At 55.3% G+C, this 19,676-nt stretch carries 16 protein-coding genes, 2 tRNA genes and 1 other RNA gene; 10 read left to right on the top strand and 9 right to left on the bottom strand.

Annotated features, from left to right (window positions below):
- Nucleotides 1-53: 53 nt before the first annotated feature.
- Entirely contained in the window at nt 54-1,433 is a 1,380-nt protein-coding gene (locus ACSIPU_RS04180; RefSeq protein WP_163524890.1) for a YchO/YchP family invasin, read from the top strand.
- On the opposite strand, the gene narL is transcribed toward ACSIPU_RS04180, so the two are convergent.
- Together narL and narX are read right to left on the bottom strand one after the other, a co-directional pair.
- Nucleotides 1,430-2,080 (bottom strand): two-component system response regulator NarL, encoded by a 651-nt coding sequence (narL, locus tag ACSIPU_RS04175; RefSeq protein ID WP_004103129.1) that lies wholly within the window; start codon nt 2,078-2,080, stop codon nt 1,430-1,432. The two genes, ACSIPU_RS04180 and narL, sit on opposite strands and share 4 nt — an antisense overlap.
- Nucleotides 2,081-2,090: 10 nt before the next feature.
- A complete protein-coding gene (gene narX, locus ACSIPU_RS04170; RefSeq protein WP_004103128.1) occupies nt 2,091-3,869 on the bottom strand; it encodes a nitrate/nitrite two-component system sensor histidine kinase NarX in 1,779 nt (592 codons plus the stop codon).
- A gap of 311 nt (nt 3,870-4,180) precedes the next feature.
- Here narX and ACSIPU_RS04165 point away from each other — a divergent pair, with 311 nt between their 5' ends.
- From ACSIPU_RS04165 to narI, 5 genes are all read left to right on the top strand, one after another.
- A complete protein-coding gene (locus ACSIPU_RS04165; protein WP_017145678.1) occupies nt 4,181-5,569 on the top strand; it encodes a NarK family nitrate/nitrite MFS transporter in 1,389 nt (462 codons plus the stop codon).
- Between the two features lie 395 nt (nt 5,570-5,964).
- Nucleotides 5,965-9,708 carry a nitrate reductase subunit alpha gene (locus ACSIPU_RS04160; RefSeq protein ID WP_023321185.1) on the top strand — a complete coding sequence of 1,248 codons (3,744 nt, stop codon included), beginning with the start codon at nt 5,965-5,967 and terminating at the stop codon, nt 9,706-9,708.
- Complete coding sequence (gene narH, locus ACSIPU_RS04155) at nt 9,705-11,240, top strand: nitrate reductase subunit beta (protein WP_004103125.1); 1,536 nt, start codon at nt 9,705-9,707, stop codon at nt 11,238-11,240. The genes ACSIPU_RS04160 and narH overlap by 4 nt, the downstream gene beginning before the upstream one ends.
- Entirely contained in the window at nt 11,237-11,947 is a 711-nt protein-coding gene (gene narJ, locus ACSIPU_RS04150) for a nitrate reductase molybdenum cofactor assembly chaperone (RefSeq protein WP_004113646.1), read from the top strand. Before narH ends, narJ begins: the two co-directional genes overlap by 4 nt.
- On the top strand, nt 11,947-12,624 hold the full coding sequence (narI, locus tag ACSIPU_RS04145; protein ID WP_004103123.1) for a respiratory nitrate reductase subunit gamma: 678 nt from the start codon (nt 11,947-11,949) through the stop codon (nt 12,622-12,624). Before narJ ends, narI begins: the two co-directional genes overlap by 1 nt.
- Before the next feature lie 217 nt (nt 12,625-12,841).
- Here the strand turns inward: narI and ACSIPU_RS04140 are convergent.
- The 5 genes from ACSIPU_RS04140 to ACSIPU_RS04120 form a co-directional block, all read right to left on the bottom strand.
- A non-coding RNA gene (locus ACSIPU_RS04140) (RtT sRNA) lies at nt 12,842-12,972 on the bottom strand.
- A gap of 46 nt (nt 12,973-13,018) precedes the next feature.
- Nucleotides 13,019-13,103 (bottom strand) — tRNA-Tyr (locus ACSIPU_RS04135).
- 35 nt (nt 13,104-13,138) lie between these two features.
- Nucleotides 13,139-13,223 (bottom strand) — tRNA-Tyr (locus ACSIPU_RS04130).
- A gap of 159 nt (nt 13,224-13,382) precedes the next feature.
- Nucleotides 13,383-14,225 (bottom strand): formyltetrahydrofolate deformylase, encoded by an 843-nt coding sequence (purU, locus tag ACSIPU_RS04125; RefSeq protein WP_004103121.1) that lies wholly within the window; start codon nt 14,223-14,225, stop codon nt 13,383-13,385.
- A gap of 42 nt (nt 14,226-14,267) precedes the next feature.
- Entirely contained in the window at nt 14,268-14,726 is a 459-nt protein-coding gene (locus ACSIPU_RS04120) for a YchJ family protein (protein WP_047719759.1), read from the bottom strand.
- 112 nt (nt 14,727-14,838) lie between these two features.
- On the opposite strand from ACSIPU_RS04120, the gene rssA reads away from it, so the two are divergent.
- The 3 genes from rssA (at nt 14,839) to galU (ending at nt 17,941) form a co-directional block, all read left to right on the top strand.
- Nucleotides 14,839-15,738 (top strand): patatin-like phospholipase RssA, encoded by a 900-nt coding sequence (rssA, locus tag ACSIPU_RS04115; RefSeq protein ID WP_004103119.1) that lies wholly within the window; start codon nt 14,839-14,841, stop codon nt 15,736-15,738.
- An 89-nt stretch (nt 15,739-15,827) separates the two neighbouring features.
- Nucleotides 15,828-16,841, top strand: coding sequence for a two-component system response regulator RssB (gene rssB, locus ACSIPU_RS04110; RefSeq protein ID WP_004103118.1), 1,014 nt, complete (start codon nt 15,828-15,830; stop codon nt 16,839-16,841).
- Nucleotides 16,842-17,038: 197 nt separating this feature from the next.
- Complete coding sequence (gene galU, locus ACSIPU_RS04105) at nt 17,039-17,941, top strand: UTP--glucose-1-phosphate uridylyltransferase GalU (RefSeq protein ID WP_004103117.1); 903 nt, start codon at nt 17,039-17,041, stop codon at nt 17,939-17,941.
- 133 nt (nt 17,942-18,074) lie between these two features.
- Here galU and hns read toward each other — a convergent pair whose 3' ends face one another.
- Nucleotides 18,075-18,482 (bottom strand): histone-like nucleoid-structuring protein H-NS, encoded by a 408-nt coding sequence (gene hns, locus ACSIPU_RS04100; RefSeq protein WP_004103116.1) that lies wholly within the window; start codon nt 18,480-18,482, stop codon nt 18,075-18,077.
- A gap of 93 nt (nt 18,483-18,575) precedes the next feature.
- Nucleotides 18,576-18,896 (bottom strand): hypothetical protein, encoded by a 321-nt coding sequence (locus ACSIPU_RS04095; protein ID WP_016808827.1) that lies wholly within the window; start codon nt 18,894-18,896, stop codon nt 18,576-18,578.
- A 144-nt stretch (nt 18,897-19,040) separates the two neighbouring features.
- Here ACSIPU_RS04095 and tdk point away from each other — a divergent pair, with 144 nt between their 5' ends.
- On the top strand, nt 19,041-19,658 hold the full coding sequence (gene tdk, locus ACSIPU_RS04090; protein ID WP_032744760.1) for a thymidine kinase: 618 nt from the start codon (nt 19,041-19,043) through the stop codon (nt 19,656-19,658).
- Nucleotides 19,659-19,676 lie beyond the last annotated feature (18 nt).

Below are 19,676 nucleotides of genomic sequence, written 5' to 3'. Positions count from 1 at the left end.
AAACGATAAACTTAACTTTTGCCGCCATCACTTTATGAGTAGACGTAACCGATTTGAGCTCCTTGTCGTTCCGTATAACCCCTTATTTACCGCTTCTCCTGCTGCTGACAGGCGCTCCCGCCCGCGCGCTGCAGGATACTCAGGCCTTTTCCAGAGGCCCTGAAAGCTTACCCGACCTTGGCCTGGCGCCGCAGGTCGATGACGACGCAAAACATTTTGCCGAGATGGCGAAAAAATTTGGCGAAGCCAGCATGAGCGATAATGGGCTGACAACCGGCGAACAGGCGCGTGTATTTGCTATGAGCCGGCTGGGCAACGAAGTCAGCCACCAGCTGGAAAGCTGGCTTTCGCCGTGGGGCAACGCCAACGTCGATTTGCTGGTCGATAGAGAGGGCAATTTTACCGGCAGCAAGGGGAGCTGGTTTGTTCCTCTTCAGGATAACGGCGACTATCTCACCTGGAACCAGTACTCGGTCACCCAGCGGGATAACGGTCTGGTCGGCAACGTCGGCCTCGGCCAGCGCTGGCGGATGGGCTCCTGGCTGCTGGGCTACAACTCCTTCTACGATAAAGTGCTCGATGAGCGCATGGCGCGCGGCAGCGTCGGGGCCGAAGCCTGGGGTGAATCGCTGCGCCTGTCGGCTAACTACTACCAGCCGCTCGGCGGCTGGCAGCAGGGGAGTAGCCTGACTCAGCAGCAGCGTATGGCGAGCGGCTACGATGTGACCGCTCAGGCGCGGCTGCCGTTTTATCAGCACATTAATACCAGCGTGAGCGTGGAGCAGTACTTCGGCGATAGCGTTGACCTGTTCCATTCGGGCACCGGCTATCACAATCCGGTCGCGGTGTCGGTGGGGCTGAATTACACCCCCGTTCCGCTGGTCACGGTGACCGCCAAACATAAGCAGGGCGAGAGCGGCGTCAGCCAAAACGATATTGGGTTAAAGCTGAACTATCGTTTTGGCGTTCCTCTGAAACAGCAGCTGGCGGCCGATGAAGTCGCCGTTAGCCGATCGCTTCGCGGCAGCCGCTACGATAGCCCGGAACGCGATAATCTGCCGGTGGTTGAATATCGCCAGCGCAAAACGCTGTCGGTTTATCTGGCGACGCCGCCCTGGGATCTTCAGCCCGGGGAGACGGTGCAGCTGAAACTACAGATTCGTAGCCTGCACGGAATTAAGTCGCTAAGCTGGCAGGGCGATACCCAGGCGCTGAGCCTGACCTCGCCGATAGAGGCCAACAGTACGGACGGCTGGACCGTGATTATGCCGCGCTGGAACAGCGAAGCCGGGGCAAGCAACCGCTGGCATCTTTCGCTGGTGGTGGAGGATAAAACGGGTCAGCGCGTCTCATCCAATGAGATCGCACTGGCGCTGACTGAGCCGTTGGTACGCGTACCGGCCGATGGCGTTTCGTGGCAGCATCTGCCCTAGAATACGCGCTCCTGATGGACCCAAACCGCAGCTTCCACGCGCGATTTCAGCTTCATTTTCTTCAACATATGTTTGACGTGCACTTTAACGGTACTTTCGGTGATATCCAGACGGCGGGCGATCATTTTGTTTGGCAGGCCCTGGGCAATCAGCTTGAGAATATCGCGCTCGCGCGGGGTTAGCTGGCTGATGTCGCGGTCTGAGGTAGCGCGATTAGCGCGCAGGCTGGCAGCCAGCACCGGGGTTAACGCTTCGCTGAGCACCATTTCGCCTGCCGCCGCCTGCTGTAGCGCTTTCAGCAAATCTTCCGGCTCCATATCCTTCAGCAGGTAGCCGTCGGCGCCGCGTTTCAGCGCGGTCACCACGTCTTCTTCATGATTGGAGACGCTAAACACCACCACGCGGCCGGACAGCGACTTCTCGCGCAGCTTGTCGAGCGTTTCCAGACCGTTCATGCCCGGCATATTGAGATCCAGCAGAATCAAATCAGGATCCAATGATTCCGCCATCGCAATACCTTGCTCGCCGTTGCTGGCTTCGCCGATAACCTGGATATCCGGGGCCATGCTGATCAGCTGTTTGACGCCGGTGCGCAGCATCGGGTGATCGTCGATGAGAAGGATGGTTGCCCGTTCCTGTTGACTCATGGAGTTCTCCTTATTGGATTGAAAACGATTTTTCAGGGATAAAAGTGACCACCACTTCGGTACCGCCGGTTTCCCGGCGCCGAACCTGGCAGTCCCCGCGCAGGCTCTGAGCGCGATCGCGCATAATAATCAGGCCGTAGTGGTTGCTGCGCTCCGCATGGTCCGGTACGCCGCGACCGTTATCGGCCACCGTCAGACGGACCTGATTGTCCCGCAACGCCACGGTAACGCTGACATCGGTGGCATTGGCGTGCTTCAGCGCGTTGCTGAGCGCTTCCCGGGCGATTTGCAGCAGATGGATGGCCTGATGCGACGGCACAAAACGCGGCGGCAGCTGATAGTCCAGGCGTACCGTAAAACCGAAGTGGGCGCTGTATTCCTGGCAGCTGGCCTCCAGCGCCGGACGTAGTCCCGGCTCGGTGAGCTGTAGCCGGAAGGTCGTCAGCAGTTCGCGCAGCTGAGCCCAGGAGGTATTCAGTTCATTACGGATTTGCCCCAGCAGCTGGCGGCTCGCTTCCGGCAGGTCATCGCCCTGCATTTGCAGGCAGCTAACCTGCATTTTCATACAGGAGAGCGACTGGGCGATGGAGTCGTGGAGCTCGCGGGCGATAGTGGCGCGCTCCTCCATGACGATTAGCTGCTGCTGGCGCTCCTGATGACGATCGAGAGCGAGGGTGCCGGTAAGTTGTTCCACCAGCGTGTCAACCAGCTGCTGCTGATCGTGGCTCAGATGACGCCCGGCGGGCAGGGTGGCCAGTAAAATACCGTACTGATTATGGGCATCCGACAGCCGCCATTTTAAAGTGGTGCCGGTATCAGGCAGCGGCGGCAGGTCGCGGGGACAGAGATAACAGCCCCTGTCGTCGCACTGAATATCGGAGTGGCAGGAAAACTCCTGATGGTTGTCTTCGTCTTCAAGGTCGTAGACGCGAACTTCAATATCGCGCAGCAGGGTCAGCCCCTGTAAACCGTTAAGAACGGGCGAAATGCGTTCACAGAGCGGCGCGTTAGAGTGCAGGCGGCGGTTGGCCTGCCACAGAAAGGCGAGGATCTCGTTTTTTTGCTCCAGGCCGGCGGTTTTTTCCTGCACCCGGCGTTCAAGCACCGAATAGCTCTCCGCCAGCTCTTTGGACATGTTGTTCAGCGCCATGCCGAGCGTCGCCATCTCGTTGCGCCCGTTAATCTGCGCCCGCTGGGTGAAATCACGTCGGCTCACCGCTCGGGCCATACCGAGCAGCTGTTTCCACGGACGTAACAGGCGGGCGCGCAGCCAGACGATGGTAAATACCAGCAGCAGCGCCATCCCAACGGCCATGATGCGCTGGATCCAGACAACGTGTTTAATCCGCTCCTCGGTGGTGTGATCGAAAGCGGTAACCAACTGGTCAATGCGGTCGACAAAGCCGGCGACATCCGTCGCGACCGAGGCCTGATTTTGCGCTTTGCGCATTCCCGGCGCCAGCTCCAGCTGCCAGTAGTGCTGCAGCGCCTGGAGCTGCCGCTGCTGATCGTCATGGCGAGCGGCGTACTGCAGTTCCGGGCTAAAGACGGTTGCCGTCATTTCATCCAGCAGCTTTTGATCGCTGTCGGTCAGCGGTATCGCCGCCAGCAGGCGATAGCTCTGCATGCGCAGCGAACCGGCTTTATTGATGGCATGCGCGCTGCCCTGAACGCCATGCACCAGGCGGGAAGAGATCGCCATTCCGGCGACGCCGATGATCGTGGCCAACAGAACGATCAGCGCGAGTTGATTAACCAGCGTCAGCGGCGTAAAAAGTCGTTTCAACATGGGATATGGGGCTCCTGACCGGCAAATTATCCGGGAGTGGCGCTTATTCTCGGACATCCCCTGGAGTATACCCATACCCCCAAAGGATTACCCCTTAATTGTCAGCCTACGATGGGCTGGTGGCAGGCGTTGAGGTAATCCCGGCACTGGCGTGAAAAACCACACTTTTTTGCGCAGAAATAGCTACTCACTTCGGGTGATGAATTTTTTTTAGCCAAATTAGCGCCAACTTTTCCTTTGATTTATATCAACTTACCGCCGCCTGTAACCCATAAGGTAGCCAGGGTTAATATGAATCATCAGAGGTGTCTATGAGTCACTCTTCAATCCCGGAGAAGACTAACAGCTCAGTCATTAGCGACTGGCGTCCTGAAGATCCTGAATTCTGGCAGCAGCGCGGTCATCGCATCGCCAGCCGCAATCTGTGGATCTCCGTTCCGTGTCTTTTACTGGCATTCTGCGTCTGGATGTTGTTCAGCGCCGTTGCCGTCAACCTCAATAAAGTCGGCTTTCAGTTTACTACCGACCAGTTGTTTATGCTGACCGCGCTCCCGGCGCTGTCCGGCGCGCTGCTGCGCGTGCCTTACGCGTTTATGGTGCCGTTGTTCGGCGGTCGTCGCTGGACTGCGTTCAGTACCGGGATCATGATCGTACCCTGCGTATGGTTAGGCTTCGCGGTGCAGGATACCTCTACGCCTTTCAGCGTTTTCGTGATCATCTCTCTGCTGTGCGGCTTTGCGGGGGCGAACTTTGCTTCCAGTATGGCTAACATCAGCTTCTTCTTCCCGAAACAGAAGCAGGGCGGCGCGCTGGGTATCAACGGCGGCCTCGGTAATATGGGCGTCAGCGTGATGCAGCTGGTTGCTCCTCTGGTGGTATCCCTGTCTATTTTCGCCGTCTTTGGCGGTACCGGCAGCGAACAGCCGGATGGTTCCATGCTATATCTGGAAAACGCCGCGTGGATCTGGGTGCCGTTCCTGATTATCTTCACCCTGGCGGCGTGGTTCTTCATGAACGACCTGTCGGCATCGAAGGCGTCGCTGAGCGAGCAGCTGCCGGTACTGAAGCGCGCGCATCTGTGGATTATGGCGCTGCTCTATCTTGCCACCTTCGGCTCGTTTATCGGCTTCTCGGCGGGCTTCGCCATGCTGTCCAAGACCCAGTTCCCGGATGTGCAGATTCTGCACTATGCGTTCTTCGGGCCGTTTATCGGCGCACTGGCGCGCTCGACCGGCGGGGCGATCTCCGACCGACTCGGCGGGACTCGCGTGACGCTGGTGAACTTTGTGGTCATGGCTATCTTCTGCGGCCTGTTGTTCCTGACGCTGCCGACCCACGGCGAGGGCGGTAACTTTATTGCCTTCTTCGCGGTATTTATGGTGCTGTTCCTGACCGCTGGTCTGGGGAGCGCGTCTACTTTCCAGATGATCTCGGTTATCTTCCGTAAAATGACGATGGATCGCGTCAAGGCGCAGGGCGGCAGCGAAGCGCAGGCCATGCGTGAAGCGGCGACCGATACGGCGGCGGCGCTGGGCTTTATTTCAGCGATTGGCGCCATTGGCGGCTTCTTTATTCCAAAAGCGTTTGGTATCTCGCTGGATTTGACCGGCTCGCCGGCCGGAGCAATGAAGGTATTCCTGGTGTTCTATATCGCCTGCGTGGTGATTACCTGGGCAATCTACGGACGCAAGCAGAAATAATATTTTCTGGTGAGTTTCTGCAAAGGGCGCAAATATCGTTGCGCCCTTTTTTTATTTATTATTTAGTTACAACATGCTAATCGTTGAGGGTTATTTTAAAAGCAGTCCGGAGTCACAAATAAAATAGCGGCATAAGCATCTACCCCTTAATACCATGGCGAATGGCAAAACCCTGGCCTTTGCAGGTTTTTTAGATGAATTTATATGTAAATCATATAGATATAAAATAGAAATAAATACTACTTTGGTGGTATCAGGCTTCCGGAGCGGCTTTTATAAGCCCTATCGTCTTGATCGTTATCAATTCTCTCCCTCTTTCATAGCGTTACCTTCGCTGCAAATCCAGCAATGTCGATTTATCAGAGAGCCGTCAGGCTCCACACAGGAGAAACCCGATGAGTAAATTCCTGGACCGGTTTCGCTACTTCAAACAGAAGGGTGAAACCTTTGCCGATGGGCACGGCCAGCTTCTAAAAACCAACCGGGACTGGGAGGATGGATACCGTCAACGTTGGCAGCATGACAAAATTGTGCGCTCCACCCACGGTGTCAACTGCACCGGCTCATGCAGCTGGAAGATTTATGTCAAAAATGGTCTTGTCACCTGGGAAACCCAGCAGACCGACTATCCGCGCACCCGTCCGGATATGCCAAACCACGAGCCTCGCGGCTGCCCGCGCGGCGCCAGCTACTCCTGGTATCTTTACAGCGCTAATCGCCTGAAGTACCCGCTGATGCGCAAACGCCTGATGAAAATGTGGCGTGAAGCGAAAGTACAGCACAGCGATCCGGTTGACGCATGGGCCTCGATTATTGAAGATGCCGACAAAGCGAAAAGCTTTAAGCAGGCGCGCGGCCGCGGCGGTTTCGTGCGTTCATCCTGGCAAGAGGTGAACGAGCTGATTGCCGCCTCTAACGTCTATACCGTCAAAACCTACGGCCCGGACCGCGTAGCCGGCTTCTCGCCCATCCCGGCGATGTCGATGGTCTCCTATGCCTCCGGCGCGCGCTATCTGTCGCTGATCGGCGGGACCTGCCTGAGCTTCTACGACTGGTACTGCGACCTGCCGCCTGCATCACCGCAGACCTGGGGCGAGCAGACCGACGTACCGGAATCTGCCGACTGGTACAACTCCAGCTATATCATTGCCTGGGGATCCAACGTACCGCAGACCCGTACCCCGGATGCCCACTTCTTCACCGAAGTTCGCTATAAGGGCACTAAAACCGTTGCTATCACCCCTGACTACGCCGAAATCGCCAAGCTTTGCGATCTTTGGCTGGCGCCGAAGCAGGGTACCGATGCGGCGATGGCGCTGGCGATGGGCCACGTCATGCTGCGCGAGTTCCACCTCGACAAACCAAGCCAGTACTTTACCGATTACGTGCGCCGCTACACCGACATGCCGATGCTGGTGATGCTTGAAGAGCGCGACGGCTATTACGCGGCGGGCCGCATGCTGCGCGCGGCTGACCTGGTGGATGCATTAGGTCAGGAAACGAATCCGGAATGGAAAACCGTCGCCTTTGATGAGAAGGGCGAAATCACCGTACCGAACGGGTCTATCGGTTTCCGCTGGGGCGACAAAGGTAAATGGAATCTTGAACAGCGCGATGGTAAAACCGGCGAAGATGTCGAGCTGCGCCTGAGCCTGCTGGGCGGCCACGACGATATCGCTAACGTCGGCTTCCCCTATTTTGGCGGCGAAGGTACCGAGCACTTTAATAAAGTCGAGCTGGAAAACGTGCTGCTGCACAAACTGCCGGTAAAACGCCTGCAGAAGGCCGACGGTTCTACCGTGCTGGTCACCACCGTCTACGACCTGACCATGGCGAACTACGGCCTGGATCGCGGACTCGGCGATGAAAACTGCGCCAGCAGCTACGATGACCTCAAAGCGTATACCCCGGCATGGGCGGAGAAAATCACCGGCGTTTCCCGGGCGCATATTATCCGCACCGCGCGGGAGTTTGCCGATAACGCCGATAAGACCCACGGCCGTTCGATGATCATCGTCGGCGCCGGTCTGAACCACTGGTTCCACCTCGATATGAACTATCGCGGTCTTATCAATATGCTGATCTTCTGCGGCTGCGTTGGTCAGAGCGGCGGCGGCTGGGCGCACTATGTCGGCCAGGAAAAACTGCGTCCGCAGACCGGCTGGCAGCCGCTGGCGTTTGCCCTTGACTGGCAGCGTCCGGCGCGCCATATGAACAGCACATCGTACTTCTATAACCACTCCAGCCAGTGGCGCTATGAAACCGTAACCGCGCAGGAACTGCTGTCGCCGTTAGCGGATAAATCCCGCTACAGCGGCCACCTGATTGATTTCAACGTGCGCGCCGAGCGTATGGGCTGGCTTCCGTCGGCGCCGCAGCTGGGCACCAACCCGCTGCGTATTGCGCATGCGGCAAAAAAAGCGGGCATGACGCCGGTCGATTACACCGTCAAATCGCTGAAAGAGGGTTCCATTCGCTTTGCCGCAGAGCAGCCGGAAAACGGTAAAAACCATCCGCGCAACCTGTTTATCTGGCGTTCCAACCTGCTGGGCTCCTCGGGTAAAGGCCACGAGTACATGCTGAAGTACCTGCTGGGTACGGAAAACGGTATTCAGGGCAAAGATCTCGGCAAGCAGGGCGGCGTGAAGCCGGAAGAAGTGGAGTGGAAAGATAACGGTCTCGACGGCAAGCTGGATCTGGTGGTGACCCTCGACTTCCGTCTGTCGAGTACCTGCCTCTACTCCGACATCGTGCTGCCGACCGCTACCTGGTATGAAAAAGACGACATGAATACCTCGGATATGCATCCGTTTATTCATCCGCTGTCTGCCGCCGTCGACCCGGCCTGGGAATCGAAAAGCGACTGGGATATCTACAAAGATATCGCGAAAAAGTTCTCCGAAGTGTGCGTGGGTCATTTGGGTCAGGAAACCGACGTGGTAACGCTGCCTATCCAGCACGACTCCGCCGCCGAACTGGCGCAGCCGCTGGACGTTAAGGACTGGAAAAAAGGCGAATGCGACCTGATTCCAGGGAAAACCGCGCCGCATATTCTGACCGTCGAGCGCGATTATCCGGCGACATACGAACGCTTTACCTCTATCGGCCCGCTGATGGAGAAAATCGGCAACGGCGGTAAAGGCATCGCCTGGAATACCCAGAGCGAGATGGATCTGCTGCGCAAGCTCAACTACACCAAAGCGGATGGACCGGCCAAAGGTCAGCCGATGCTTAATACCGCCATTGACGCGGCGGAAATGATCCTGACCCTGGCGCCGGAAACCAACGGCCACGTGGCGGTTAAAGCCTGGGCGGCGCTCAGCGAATTTACCGGTCGCGACCATACGCACCTGGCGACGAATAAAGAAGAGGAAAAAATCCGCTTCCGCGATATTCAGGCCCAGCCGCGCAAAATTATCTCCAGCCCGACCTGGTCCGGACTCGAAGATGAGCACGTTTCTTATAACGCCGGCTACACCAACGTTCACGAACTGATCCCGTGGCGCACGCTTTCCGGCCGCCAGCAGCTGTATCAGGATCACCAGTGGATGCGTGATTTTGGCGAAAGCCTGCTGGTTTATCGTCCGCCAATCGACACCCGCTCCGTGAAAACGGTGATGGGCGCGAAATCCAACGGCAACCCGGAGAAGGCATTGAACTTCCTGACGCCGCACCAGAAGTGGGGGATCCACTCCACCTACAGCGACAACCTGCTGATGCTGACGCTGTCGCGCGGCGGGCCGATTGTCTGGATGAGCGAAGCGGACGCCAAAGATCTGGGGATCGAAGATAACGACTGGATCGAAGTGTTTAACAGCAACGGCGCGCTGACCGCCCGCGCGGTGGTAAGCCAGCGCGTACCGGCCGGGATGACCATGATGTACCACGCGCAGGAACGTATCGTAAACCTGCCGGGTTCCGAGATCACTGAACAGCGCGGGGGGATTCACAACTCCGTGACTCGTATTACGCCAAAGCCGACCCATATGATCGGCGGCTATGCGCAGCTGGCCTACGGCTTTAACTACTACGGCACGGTAGGGTCTAACCGCGACGAGTTCGTGGTAGTACGTAAGATGAAGAATATTAACTGGTTAGATGGCGAAGGTAACGACCAGGTACAGGAGAGCGTAAAATGAAAATTCGTTCACAAGTCGGCATGGTGCTGAATCTCGATAAGTGCATCGGCTGTCATACCTGTTCAGTCACCTGTAAAAACGTCTGGACCAGCCGCGAGGGTATGGAGTACGCGTGGTTCAACAACGTTGAAAGTAAGCCGGGCGTTGGTTTCCCGAACGACTGGGAGAATCAGGAAAAGTGGAAGGGCGGCTGGATCCGTAAGATCAACGGCAAGCTGCAGCCGCGCATGGGCAACCGCGCGATGCTGCTGGGTAAAATCTTTGCTAACCCGCATTTGCCGGGCATCGACGACTATTACGAGCCCTTTGATTACGACTACCAGAATCTGCACAACGCGCCGGAAAGCAAACATCAGCCGATCGCTCGCCCGCGCTCGCTGATCACCGGCCAGCGGATGGATAAAATCACCAGCGGTCCGAACTGGGAAGAGATTCTGGGCGGCGAATTTGAAAAACGCGCCAAAGACCAGAACTTCGAAAACATGCAGAAGGCGATGTACGGCCAGTTCGAAAACACCTTTATGATGTATCTCCCGCGCCTGTGCGAACACTGTCTGAACCCGGCGTGCGTCGCGACCTGCCCGAGCGGCGCGATCTATAAACGTGAAGAAGACGGCATCGTGCTGATCGACCAGGACAAGTGCCGCGGCTGGCGCATGTGCATCACCGGTTGCCCGTACAAGAAAATCTATTTCAACTGGAAGAGCGGCAAATCAGAGAAGTGCATTTTCTGCTACCCGCGTATCGAATCCGGGATGCCGACCGTCTGTTCGGAAACCTGCGTGGGGCGTATTCGCTACCTCGGCGTGCTGCTGTATGACGCGGACGCGATTGAAAATGCCGCCAGCACGGAGAATGAGAAAGACCTGTATCAGCGTCAGCTGGACGTGTTCCTCAACCCGAACGACCCGAAAGTGATTGAGCAGGCGCTGAAGGACGGCGTGCCGCAGGGGGTTATCGAAGCCGCCCAGCAGTCGCCGGTGTACAAAATGGCGATGGACTGGAAGCTGGCGCTGCCGCTGCATCCGGAATATCGCACCCTGCCTATGGTCTGGTACGTGCCGCCTCTGTCGCCGATTCAGTCAGCCGCCGATGCGGGTGAACTGGGCAGCAACGGTATTCTGCCGGACGTCGAAAGCCTGCGTATCCCGGTTCAGTATCTGGCAAACCTGCTAACCGCGGGCGATACCCAGCCGGTGCTGCTGGCGCTGAAACGCATGCTGGCGATGCGCCACTTCAAACGCGCGGAAACCGTAGACGGCGTACTGGATACCCGGGCGCTGGAAGAGGTTGGCCTCACTGAAGCCCAGGCGCAGGAGATGTATCGCTATCTGGCTATCGCCAACTACGAAGACCGTTTCGTGGTGCCGAGCAGCCATCGCGAGCAGGCCCGCGATGCTTTCCCGGAGAAAAACGGTTGCGGCTTCACCTTCGGTGACGGCTGCCACGGTTCTGACAGCCAGTTTAATCTGTTCAACAGCCGCCGTATCGATGCTATCGACGTCACCAGCAAAACGGAGCCGCACCCATGATTGAACTCGTCATTGTGTCGCGCCTTCTTGAGTACCCTGACGCTGCCTTATGGCAGCATCAGCAGGAGCTGTTCGACGCTATTGCCTCTTCGGAAAAGCTCGCGCCGGAGGATGCCCATAAGCTGAGCGTTTTCCTGCGCGACCTGACCGCCCAGGATGTGCTGGACGCGCAGTCTCGCTACAGTGAGCTGTTCGATCGCGGCCGTGCGACCTCGCTGCTGCTGTTTGAGCACGTGCACGGCGAATCCCGCGATCGCGGCCAGGCAATGGTCGACCTGATGGCGCAGTATGAACGCCACGGTCTGCAGCTGGATAGCCGCGAATTGCCGGATCATCTCCCGCTGTATCTTGAGTATCTGGCGCAGCTGCCGGAGGCGGAAGCGCGCGGCGGATTGCAGGACGTTGCGCCGATTCTCGGTCTACTGAGCGCTCGCCTGCAGCAGCGCGATAGCCGCTACGCGGTACTGTTTGAGCTGCTGCTCAAGCTGGCACACGCCCAGGTAGATAGCCAGAAAGTGGCGGAAAAAATCGCCGATGAGGCCCGCGACGATACGCCGCAGGCGCTGGACGCCGTCTGGGAAGAAGAACAGGTGAAATTCTTTGCCGATCAGGGCTGCGGCGAGTCGGAGATCTCCGCTCACCAGCGTCGTTTTGCCGGAGCCGTTGCCCCGCAATATTTGAATATCTCTAACGGAGGACAGCACTAATGCACTTCCTGAATATGTTCTTCTTTGACATCTATCCGTATATCGCCGGGACGGTATTTCTGGTCGGCAGCTGGCTACGTTACGACTATGGGCAGTACACCTGGCGTGCGGCCTCCAGCCAGATGCTGGACCGTAAAGGGATGAATCTGGCCTCGAACCTGTTCCATATCGGTATTCTGGGAATTTTTGCCGGTCATTTTCTCGGCATGCTGACGCCGCACTGGATGTACGAGTCATTCCTGCCGGTTGACGTGAAGCAGAAGATGGCGATGATCGCGGGCGGCGCCTGCGGCGTCATGACGCTGGTGGGCGGGCTACTGTTGCTGAAACGCCGTCTGCTGAGCCCCCGCGTGCGCGCCACCACCACCGGAGCGGATATTCTGATCCTCTCCCTGCTGATGGTGCAGTGCGCTCTGGGTCTGCTGACTATTCCGTTCTCCGCTCAGCATATGGACGGTAGCGAAATGATGAAGCTGGTGGGCTGGGCGCAGTCGGTGGTGACCTTCCACGGCGGGGCTTCGCAGCATCTGGACGGCGTGGCGTTTATTTTCCGCGTGCATCTGGTGCTGGGGATGACGCTGTTTGTGCTGTTCCCGTTCTCCCGTCTGGTGCATATCTGGAGCGCGCCGGTCGAGTACCTGACGCGCAAATACCAGATTGTTCGCGCCCGTCGCTGATTCTATTTCGTGTAAAGCTCAACCCTGCTGCGGCAGGGTTTTTCATTGGTGCGGTCTGCTCCAGGCGGCGCTACGCCTGGCCGGGCTACAGACAGCATGCCCTTGTAGCGCCGCCGGGGCACATATGGCAGAAATACAGAATCAGTTCTGGAGCAATAAAAGAGCTAACTAAGACGGTTTGATTATTTGATTTTGCTGAGGTACTGCAGGGAAGTGATGGTGGTGGGGAAGGATTATTCGTCGCTTCGCTCCTCACCCTTCGGGCCGTTGCCTGCGGCAACGTTGTCTCGCTGACGCTCGACTCGAACCTTAATCGAAGCTTCTCATCCTTCCCTGCATCGGGAGAATATATGGCAATGTGCTTTGAGCAGGTAGCGGTGTAACAGAGAAGTGATGGTGGTGGGGGAAGGATTCGAACCTTCGAAGTCGATGACGGCAGATTTACAGTCTGCTCCCTTTGGCCGCTCGGGAACCCCACCAGGGGTAATTCATATTGTCGAGGTAAAGCTTGAAATGGTGGTGGGGGAAGGATTCGAACCTTCGAAGTCGATGACGGCAGATTTACAGTCTGCTCCCTTTGGCCGCTCGGGAACCCCACCACGGGGTAATGCTTAATACTGGCCTGCTTCCTTATCGGGAAGCGGGGCGCATCATATCAAATGACGCGCCACTGTAAAGTATTCGTTTGCTAAAAATAAACTGGTTGCCTGATTTTTACGCGTAAAGCCGTAAAGCTAACCAGTTAATTTCATTATCGATTAAAGAATAATCGTTCGGTTGCCGTAAACAAACACCCGCTGTGCAAGCACCTGGTACAATGCGCGGCTCAGAACGTTTTTCTCAACGTCGCGGCCAGCGCGCATCATATCTTCTGCGGTGTAGGTGTGATCGACGTGAATAACGTCCTGCATGATGATGGGGCCTTCATCCAGATTATCGTTCACGTAGTGGGCGGTTGCGCCAATAATCTTCACCCCGCGGTCATAGGCCTGATGATACGGACGCGCGCCGATAAACGCCGGCAGGAATGAGTGGTGAATATTGATAATCTTATTCGGGAAGCGGGAGACAAACTCGGGGGTCAACACCCGCATGTATTTCGCCAGCACGACGTAATCCGGTTCATGGGCGGCGATAGCATCACCCATCTGCTTATCGTGCTCTTCGCGGGTTAGCCCCTCATGGCTCACCAGCTGGAAGGGAATATCAAAGCGTTCAACCAGCGAGCGCAGGGTTTCGTGATTGCCGATGACGGCGGCGATTTCTACGTCCAGTCCGCCATAGTTGGCTTTCATCAGCAGATCGCCGAGGCAGTGCGCCTCTTTAGTCACCAGAATGACGACTCGGCGGCGGCCTGCTGGGTTGAGCTCACGAATCGAGCCTTCCGGCAGCGCGCTGTCGAGGTCAGCCAGCAGAACGGAGTCATTGAAAATACCCTCGAGCTCGGTACGCATAAAGAAGCGGCCGGTCCGGTGGTCAACGAACTCATTGTTTTGCACGATGTTCAGCTCGTGCTTATAGCAGATATTCGTGATACGCGCGATGAGGCCTTTCTGATCAGGGCAAATGGTGCGTAGTACTTTACGTTGTAGTGAATGCATCGCGGGGAAAATCCTGTAGTGTTTGCTATTCCTGCTGCTGGCTTACTGGCCGCAGCATTTTTTAAATTTTTTACCTGAACCGCAAGGGCAGGGGTCGTTACGACCGATCAGCGGTCGCATTCCGTCAATATAGTACCACTGTCCGTTTTCTTTTAAGAATCTGGATCGTTCAATAATGGCGCCGGAGCGGTTATTGTCAGTGAAACGCGCGATAAAGCTGACGTAGCCTTCATCGGGACTTCTGCCTTCATCGGCAGCAAAGACGGTGAGACCCAGCCATTGAGTTTGCTTAAACCCGTTCTCCAGGTCCGCGCGAAACTGTTGCGCCTGACAGGAGGGGTGCCAGGTTTTAATCAGATAGTCGGCGTCCTGCATAACAAATGCGCTATAGCGGGAACGCATCAGCTGTGACGGATCTGGCGCAAGCTGCGTGCCAGTCAGATAACGCTGACAACATGCGCTATACTCCAGAGCGCTGCCGCAGGGGCATAATGGCGACAAAACGGCCTCCATGGGATAAAGAAAGACGGCGCTACGCCGCCAAAGCGCAATATGTTAACTGAGGTATGGCGATGATGCCATGCCCGGAGTGGAAGGATATGTTTCGGTAAGAATGAGAAAGCTCAAGATCGGTCTGGCGCTAGGGGCAGGAGCCGCCCGCGGGTGGTCGCATATCGGTGTGATTAATGCATTACAGCGTGCGGGCATTGACGTTGATGTCATCGCAGGGTGCTCTATTGGCTCGCTGGTGGGGGCGGCTTACGCCTGCAACCGCCTTCCGGCGCTGGAGAAATGGGTATGCTCTTTTAGCAACTGGGACGTCCTGAAATTAATGGATCTCTCCTGGCAGCGAGGGGGCTTGCTGCGGGGCGAACGGGTATTTAGCCAATATCGTAAACTGCTACCGGTCACCGAGATTGAACGCTGCGAGCGTCGTTTTGCGGCCGTTACCACCAATTTAAGTACCGGTCGCGAACTGTGGTTTACGGAAGGGGATCTGCATCTGGCGATTCGTGCCTCGTGCAGTATGCCTGGTCTGATGTCGCCGGTCATGCATAATGGTTACTGGCTAGTGGATGGCGCGGTGGTTAATCCCGTGCCGGTATCCCTGGCTCGGGCAATGGGCGCGGATATCGTTATTGCCGTTGATTTGCAGCACGACGCGCATCTGATGCAGCAGGATTTATTATCCATGGAGGTGCCGCGTCCGGAGGCCGAAGAAGATTTTTCGTGGCATTCACGGCTGCGCTCCCGCCTGGCGCGTATGACCTCACGTCGGGCGACGGTAGCGCCGACGGCAATGGAGATCATGTCGACTTCCATTCAGGTTCTGGAAAATCGTCTTAAGCGAAACCGTATGGCGGGCGACCCGCCGGATATCCTGATTCAGCCCTTTTGCCCGCAAATCTCCACGCTGGATTTCCACCGTGCCGGCGAAGCTATCGCTGCCGGACATCTGGCAGTGGAAAAGAGAATGGATGAACTATTACCTTTAGTGCGTACCTCCGTGTAGCGCATTTGATGCATACTTAAGTAAATTCTGACAGGCGGTAGCGTGAATCGCGTGCCACTATTAACTTATCGTCAGTCAGGGGAGAGATCATGACGCAGCCATTGGCGGGAAAACAGATTCTGATAGTTGAAGACGAACCCGTTTTCCGCTCACTTATGCACACCTGGTTAGCTTCGCTGGGCGCGACCATCGTCCAGGCGGAAGATGGCGTGGATGCACTTCAAAAAATGGCCGAGTCAAAACCCGATTTGATGATATGCGATATTTCCATGCCGCGAATGAACGGCCTGCAGCTGGTGGAGCATGTGCGCAATCAGGGCGAGCAGCTGCCGATTCTGATGATTTCAGCGACGGAAAATATGGCGGATATCGCCAAAGCGCTGCGCCTTGGCGTGCAGGACATTCTTCTTAAACCGGTAAAAGATTTCGATCGCCTGCGAGAAACCGTGTACGCCTGCCTCTACCCCAACATGTTTAATTCTCGTGTCGAAGAGGAGGAACGCCTGTTTGAGGATTGGGACGCGCTGGTCAGCGATCCCTCCGCGGCGTCAAGGCTGCTACAGGAGCTTCAGCCCCCGGTCCAGCAGGAGATGTCGAACTGCCGTATTCACTATCGGCAGCTTGTCTCCGTCGATAAGCCCGGTCTCGTGCTCGACATTGCGCCGCTATCAGAAAACGATCTGGCGTTTTATTGTCTGGACGTCACGCGAGCGGGTGATAATGGGGTTCTTGCTGCTTTATTACTGCGCGCCCTTTTCAATGGCCTGCTGCAGGAGCAGCTTGCTCATCAGGGACAGCGTTTACCGGAGATGGGGAGCCTGCTTAAACAGGTCAATCAATTACTGCGTCAGGCTAACCTGCCGGGGCAATTTCCATTATTGGTAGGGTATTACCATAGCGGCTTGAAAAATTTAATTTTGGTTTCCGCGGGTTTGAATGGCACGTTGAATACGGGGGAACACCAAATTCAGATTAGCAATGGCGTTCCGTTAGGTACCCTGGGTAATGCCTATCTCAACCAAATTAGTCAACGCTGCGCATCATGGCAGTGCCAAATTTGGGGGGCCGGGGGACGTTTACGCCTTATGTTGTCTGCGGAGTGAACAATTGCGCTTATTTTTACCCAAGTGGGATTACCACGCGATCTTTTGTGGTGGTACTATCGCCGGGTTTAATGCGTAAAATTCCTAATTCGGAGATATCTAATCCTTTTCGGAACAGGTTCAACTGAACAGGCTGATATACTCGATACCATATTATTAACGAGAAGTTTAAAAAACGAACAGTCCAGGAGATTTCAATGGCTGCGCTTAATTCAAAAGTAAGAAAAGCTGTCATCCCGGTTGCGGGATTAGGCACCAGGATGTTGCCCGCTACTAAGGCTATTCCGAAAGAAATGCTGCCGCTGGTAGATAAGCCATTAATTCAATATGTTGTTAACGAATGTATCGCCGCCGGGATTACAGAAATTGTTCTGGTGACGCACTCTTCTAAAAACTCCATCGAAAACCATTTCGATACCAGTTTTGAACTGGAAGCCATGCTGGAAAAACGTGTAAAACGCCAGCTGCTGGAAGAAGTGCAATCTATTTGTCCGCCGCACGTGACTATTATGCAGGTGCGTCAGGGGCTGGCTAAAGGTCTGGGCCATGCTGTGCTGTGTGCGCATCCGGTTGTCGGCAATGAGCCGGTCGCGGTTATTCTACCGGACGTTATTCTTGACGAATATGAATCCGATCTGTCCCGCGATAACCTGGCGGAAATGATCGCTCGTTTTGACGAGACCGGAGCCAGCCAGATTATGGTTGAGCCGGTTGCTGACGTGACCGCGTACGGCGTTGTCGATTGCAAGGGCCAGTCCCTGCAGCCGGGTGAGAGCGTACCGATGGTCGGCGTTGTTGAGAAACCGAAAGCGGACGTAGCACCGTCTAACCTGGCAGTTGTAGGTCGCTATGTGCTGAGCGCCGATATCTGGCCGCTGCTGGCAAAAACGCCTCCGGGAGCCGGTGACGAAATTCAGCTGACCGATGCCATCGATATGCTGATCGAAAAAGAGACCGTTGAAGCCTATCATATGAAAGGCAAAAGCCACGACTGCGGTAATAAGCTGGGCTATATGCAGGCCTTCGTTGAATATGGCGTGCGCCATAAGTCGCTGGGCGCTGAATTTAAATCCTGGCTGGAAAAAGCCATCGCGAAGTAATTGATCGCCACACAATGCAGGACCGGGAGCGAGATTCGTTTCCCGGTTTTTTTATGTCCGCAGGGCACAGGTCCGATTAGCGGATAAAAAAAATCCCGCCGAAGCGGGATTTTTAAACGGATGCGCGGGGATATTACAGCAGGAAATCGTCCAGCGTTTTACCTTGCTCATCCATCGCTTTCTTGATCACTGCCGGAGTACGACCCTGACCAGTCCAGGTTTTAGTTTCGCCATTTTCGTCAACGTAGCTGTATTTAGCCGGACGTGCAGCGCGCTTGGTTTTAGTTCCCGCTTTAACTGCAGCCATAGTGCTCAGCAGTTCATTAGGATCAATACCGTCAGCAATCAGCATTTCACGGTATTGCTGCAGTTTACGAGTACGTTCTTCAATTTCCGCAGCCGCAGCGCTTTCTTCTTCACGACGTTCGTTAACGACAACTTCTAATTTTTCCAGCATTTCTTCGAGCGTTTCAAGGGTGCATTCTCTTGCCTGTGCACGAAGAGTACGGATGTTGTTCAGAATTTTAAGTGCTTCGCTCATTGTAGTAATCTCAAACTTATATTGTGGGGTGGTTTGTTGGTCTAATAATAGAGCGATAAATTCAGATGTGCAATAGGGGAGAATGTAAGGAAGTCAAAATAACTTGTTATTTGTCTCGGGAATTAATTCATTTAACTTAAATTTTATGTGCGGGTTCACATCTTTCCTGCTTATAGCGCGGTGGAAAACATAAGCTAAAACCCTGAGATAGTATGCTTTTTCTGTTGCGCGATGAGAAAAATTATACTTTGCATGGATAAATATCATTGTCAGTATTAGCGCAGCAGCGGCGATGATGTTTAATATAAAACACTTGTCCAGCGCGGTTATAGCTATCAGAAAAATGCCTGGTAAGCACAAAAGCGCAATAGCGATGTGAGAACGGAGCGCTGTTGGCGCACGAATAGCAGGCATTCCCCTTCAATTAAGATGCTTAATCTATCAGGCATTCGTTGACCGGACATTCCCGGCAATACCCACACGGTGAGGGCTGATAGTGAGTGAATATATGATACAATTTTGCTGCGAAAAAACACATTGATTGGGGTTACGCGGCCGATGGCACAACTTTATTTCTACTATTCAGCAATGAATGCAGGCAAGTCTACCGCTCTGTTGCAGTCTTCATACAATTACCAGGAGCGAGGGATGCGTACTCTGGTTTATACCGCAGAGATTGACGATCGCTTTGGTTCAGGGAAAGTGAGTTCAAGGATTGGCCTCTCCTCGCCGGCGCGGTTGTATAATACGCAGACAGCGTTATTTACCGACATTGCCGACGAACATAGACGTCAGCCGATTCACTGCGTATTAGTTGATGAGAGCCAGTTTTTGACGCGCGAACAGGTGCATGAGCTGTCTGAAGTCGTAGACCAGCTGGATATTCCCGTGCTGTGCTATGGACTGCGTACTGATTTTCGCGGTGAACTTTTTACCGGCAGTCAATATTTGCTGGCGTGGTCAGATAAGCTGGTTGAATTAAAAACTATCTGTTTCTGCGGTCGTAAAGCGAGCATGGTTTTGCGCCTCGACCAGGAGGGGCGGCCGTACAATGAAGGGGAACAGGTAGTGATTGGCGGTAATGAACGCTATGTGTCCGTCTGCCGCAAGCATTATAAGGAGGCGTTGAGCGTCGGTTCTTTAAGCTTTGTGCAGAACAGGCAGCACACCTACTAATACCTTCCCGTGAGACCC

Source organism: Klebsiella sp. HN106 (assembly GCF_051209435.1).
GTDB classification, from domain to species: domain Bacteria; phylum Pseudomonadota; class Gammaproteobacteria; order Enterobacterales; family Enterobacteriaceae; genus Klebsiella; species Klebsiella oxytoca.
Note: the sequence above shows the minus strand (reverse complement) of the source record. Positions and strands in the feature narration are given on the sequence as shown.